5 protein-coding genes are annotated in these 4,568 nt (G+C 68.8%); 2 read left to right on the top strand and 3 right to left on the bottom strand.

Annotated features, from left to right (window positions below):
• From AB0M36_RS14595 to mca, 3 genes are all read right to left on the bottom strand, one after another.
• The coding region (locus AB0M36_RS14595) for a hypothetical protein (protein ID WP_364156884.1) at positions 1-187 on the bottom strand (187 nt) is incomplete at its 3' end.
• 361 nt (positions 188-548) lie between these two features.
• Positions 549-842 carry a hypothetical protein gene (locus AB0M36_RS14590; protein WP_364157746.1) on the bottom strand — a complete coding sequence of 98 codons (294 nt, stop codon included), beginning with the start codon at positions 840-842 and terminating at the stop codon, positions 549-551.
• Between the two features lie 431 nt (positions 843-1,273).
• Positions 1,274-2,155, bottom strand: coding sequence for a mycothiol conjugate amidase Mca (gene mca / locus AB0M36_RS14585; protein ID WP_364156881.1), 882 nt, complete (start codon positions 2,153-2,155; stop codon positions 1,274-1,276).
• Between the two features lie 53 nt (positions 2,156-2,208).
• On the opposite strand from mca, the gene AB0M36_RS14580 reads away from it, so the two are divergent.
• Positions 2,209-2,685: a DUF4307 domain-containing protein gene (locus tag AB0M36_RS14580; RefSeq protein WP_364156879.1), complete on the top strand. Its 477-nt coding sequence runs from the start codon at positions 2,209-2,211 to the stop codon at positions 2,683-2,685.
• Between the two features lie 493 nt (positions 2,686-3,178).
• A complete protein-coding gene (gene greA, locus AB0M36_RS14575) occupies positions 3,179-3,673 on the top strand; it encodes a transcription elongation factor GreA (RefSeq protein ID WP_364156877.1) in 495 nt (164 codons plus the stop codon).
• Positions 3,674-4,568 lie beyond the last annotated feature (895 nt).

Here is a 4,568-nt window from a genome sequence, read left to right as displayed (position 1 = left end):
GGCGGCTCCACTTCCCGCGGCCCCACTCGCCGCGGGTCCACCGGCGGCTCCACTTCCGGCGGCTCCACTTCCCGCGGCCCCACTCGCCGCGGGTCCACCGGCGGCTCCACTTCCGGCGGCTCCACTCGCCGCGGGTCCACTCGCCGCAGGTCCACCGGCGGCTCCGCTTGCCGAGGCGTTCCGGCATTCGCGGAAGGACAGTGCCGAATGCGTGAGACGCCCGCGGAGATCGAATTGGAGACCCGGAGAAGCCGACGCGAACGTTCCGTGCCGACCATGCTCGAGGGCCGACCACGGAGTGCTGACCAGCGGCACAGGAGAATGCACGTGCATCCGTCGTGAAGGAAGCTGGGGGCGGATGGTGGTCATCGACAGCCCCCTTTCCGCGCAGGGTCGAGGGACGTCAAAGCCCCCCGGCGGAAGGCTAAGCCAATCCGGCGGAACACAACAGGGGTTGACGCGGAAGCAATATCGATGGCAAAACAGTCGCCGGCCGCCCACATCGCAGGCCGCAGGGCCTTGACACAATGGACCGGTGCGGTGAGTAACTAGGCGCGCTCGCCACGATCAAGGTCATCTGCCGCGGCCCGACCTGATGCCGGGCGCTTGACCTCGCCATCCGCCCCGCCGTCATCCACAGTGGAGTTTTCGGTGCCGCTGGAGGTGGAACCGGGGACGCCCTCACTCCGAGCGAGGTCGGCGTCGAGCCGAGCGATCTCCGCCTGCCGGGCGGCATCCCTCTCGTCGGGAAAACTGTCGGGAAGCCGACGCAACCGCTTATTCATGTTGCGAATCAGCAGAACGGTCGCCACCGACAACAACACGATGATGAAGAGGCCCATCGGCCCAGCCAGGCCACCGGACCGGGTGTCTCCGAAGTTGTTGACCGCCACGACAAAGTTCACCCCCCAACGGTACGCCCCCTGCCGCCCCGCGTGACCCCGGCCCCGCCCGCCGGCGATGTGGATACGCAGCTCGAGCGGCCCGCCCGCCGCCGACCCGCCGCCGACCCGCCGCCGACCCGCCGCCGCCGAAGGCCGCCACGACTCCGGACGCCCGGCACACCTCTTCGCGAAGCCCCGAGACCTAGATCACTCTCCAAGCCACAGAGGGCGCGACAAGGAGTGACTGACCAGCAACAGGTTGGCCGCCCACGGGTCCACCCCCGGCGGCAGCTGACGAATCGCCGAGCTACCCGCGGGACGCACCCGGGAGACACCTCGCCGACCTACCCCGCGACGCACCCCGCAGAGCCGGCGACAACGGGTCGCTGTCAGCGAACCTCGGCTGACTCCCGGATCCCCGCGAACAGGTCCGACTCCGGCGCCGGGCTGTCGACCAGCGACCGCGCCAGCTCGAAGTCCTCCGTCGGCCATACCTTCTGCTGCAGCTCCAGTGGCACGTGGAACCAGAACCCGTCCGGATCCACCTGCGTGGCGTGGGCGCGGAGCGCGTTGTCGCGGATCTCGAAGTACTCCCCGCACTCCACCCGCGTCGTGATCATGTCGCTGCGGTCCGGCCGGTCCTTCGACTTCGCGATCCACTCGGCGTAGGGGGACTCGAGGCCGGCGGCCAGCATGCCCTCGTGCAGGGCGAGCATCCGCGCCCGGCTCCAGCCGGCGTTGTAGTAGAGCTTCAGCGGCTGCCAAGGATCGCCCAGCTCGGGGTACTTCTCCGGGTCGCCGGCCGCCTCGAACGCGACCACCGAGATCTGGTGGCACATGATGTGGTCGGGGTGCGGGTAGCCGCCGTTCTCGTCGTATGTCGTCATCACGTGCGGCCTGAACTCGCGGATGAGCTTGATCAGCGGCTTCGCGCCCTCGACCGGGTCGACGAGGCCGAAGCAGCCCTCGGGCAGCGGCGGCAGCGGGTCACCCTCGGGCAGCCCCGAATCCACGAAGCCCAGCCACGCCTGCTTGACACCGAGAATCTCGCGCGCGCGGTCCATCTCCGCCCGGCGGATGTTCGTGATGTCGGCGAGCACCTCGGGCCGGTCCATCTTCGGATTGAGCACGCTGCCGCGCTCCCCACCCGTACACGTGGCGACCAGCACGTCGACGCCCTCGGCGACATAGCGCGCCATGGCGGCCGCGCCCTTGCTGGACTCGTCATCGGGGTGCGCGTGCACCGTCATCAGACGCAACTGCTCAGCCACTGATATCTCCCTCGACCGGACCTGTTGTCGCAGGCCCGGCTCCGGCTGCGAAGATGGACACGGTCATTCTGGCCGATGGCACCGACACTTTTCGCAGGAGAGGCCCCCTGGTGAGCGAGACGCGCGCCACAGCGCCGGTATTCCCGCCGGGTCGTTACGGCAGGCGCCGCGATGGTCGCCGCCGGCCGGCCGTACCCATAATCTTCGCTGTCGTGGTCGCCATCGCCGCGGTGGCCCTCGCATTCCGGCTCTACCAGCAATACGGCAATCCGCACTACGACGCCCAAATCGTACGATGGACCGGGGTGACAGAAACCCAGATAACCATCGATTTCACCGTACGGGTGCCAGCGGGCGGCGCCGCGACCTGCAAGCTACGGGCGCGTGACTATGCGGGCAATCAGGTCGGAATCCAGACAGTAACCGTACGAGCGACCGGCACCGACAGCACGATCGAGGCATCGGAGGTGGTCCCGACGACCGCCAAGGCCTTCGTCGGCGAGGTCCTCGGCTGCCGAGCACCCGACTGAGCACCGGCGAGACCGCTAGGGACTGAAGCCAGGCCCAGGTGTCAGCGACTGCCCCGTCGTCCACGCACTGACAGAGGGACCGGAAAGTCCAGGGTCGCGAGAACCGCCGAGGTCCTCTGCTGCCGAGGAACGGCAAGAACCCCAGCGCCCGCCGCCGAGGAACGGCGAAAACCCCCGGCGCCCGCCGCCGAGGAACGGCGAAAACCCCCGGCGCCCGCCGCCGAGGAACGGCGAAAACCCCCGGCGCCCGCCACCGAGGAACCGAGGAGAACCCCCCGCCTCCGACGCCGCGGAACCGGTGAGAACCCCGAGATTGTCGGACCCCCAGGCTACAAAAGACAGGAACCACCGGCCCCAGCCGGCGGAGCCCAGCGCCACCACTCGCGCACCGTCCGTTCACCGTGCGTTATCGAGCGAACCGGCCCCGGGCACACCGCTGGTAAGCTTGGTGATTCGCTCCGTACGCCCTGTCCCGCCCCAAGGAGAAGAGTCTGTGACCAGTTCAGAAGCGTCGAAGACCTGGCTCTCCCAGGACGCTTACGACCGGCTGCAGGCCGAGCTCGACGAGTTGATCGCAGCCCGGCCGGCAGTCGCCGCCGAGATCAACGCCCGCCGCGAGGAGGGTGACCTGCGGGAGAACGGCGGCTACCACGCCGCCCGCGAGGAGCAAGGCAAGCAAGAAGGCCGGATCCTCTACTTGAAGGAGTTCCTGCGCAACGCCGAGGTTGGCGAGGCACCAACGGCCGACAAGGTCGCCCCGGGCATGGTCGTGACGATCTACTTCGACGAGGACAAGACCGACACGGAGAAGTTCCTGCTCGGCTCCCGCGAGATCGCCTCGACGACCGACCTGACGGTGTACAGCCCGGAATCCGCCCTCGGCGTGGCGATCCTCCACGCCACCAAGGGTCAGACAGTGACCTACACGGCACCCAGCGGCGCCGACATCAAGGTCACCGTCGTCGACTTCTCACCCTTCGGCGCCTAACCCTCACGCCGAACCGCCACACCACACCCTCGGCGCTCAACCTCACGCCGAGGGTCAACTCCACAGCCCTCGGTGCGGTGCCCACCTCCGACGCCGAGGGGTAGCTCCACAGCCGGCGCCACCCCTGACGCCGAGAGTCGCCATCACCGCCTTTGGCGCCTAACCCTCACGCCAAAGGTCAACCCCACGTCCTCGGCGCCAGCCCACACACCGAAGGTTCAACCCCACGTCCTCGGCGCCAGCCCACACACCGAAGGTTCAACCCCACGTCCTCGGCGCCAGCCCTGACACCGAAGGTTGAACCCCGCATCCTCGAGCCCGGCCCTCACATCGAAGCTTCAATCCCACGTCCTCGGCGCTCAACTCTCACGCCGAAGGTCGGCTTCTCACGAGTTGACGCCGGACCCGGACGCCGAAAGGGTCGACGCACACCCGTCGGCGCCGGACCCGCGCGGAAACACGCCACACGCGCGCCGAAAAACGCCGCATCAGCAACGCCGTGCCACGCCGGAACGGGTGAGCGCGCGAGACCTACGCGCTCACCCGTCAGCATCAATCGGTAGAACATCGGCGCACACCTGCTGTCAGGACAAGACAGTCCCACTGCCAGCAGAGCGAAGGCACGCGCCCACCGCCAGCAAGACAAGGGCGGACGCCCACTGCCGCCAGCAGACGGACGCGGGCGCCCACCGCCAGCAAGACAAGGCCGGACGCCCACCGCCGCCAGCAAACGGACGCGAACGCCCACCGCCAGCAAGACAAGGCCGGACGCCCACTGCCGCCAGCAAACGGACGCGAACGCCCACCGCCAGCAAGACAAGGGCGGACGCCCACTGCCGCCAGCAGACGGACGCGGGCGCCCACCGCCAGCAAGACAAGGCCGGACGCCCACCGC

It is taken from the genome of Actinoplanes sp. NPDC051346, from assembly GCF_040682215.1.
Classification (GTDB): Bacteria; Actinomycetota; Actinomycetes; order Mycobacteriales; family Micromonosporaceae; genus Actinoplanes.
Note: the sequence above shows the minus strand (reverse complement) of the source record. Positions and strands in the feature narration are given on the sequence as shown.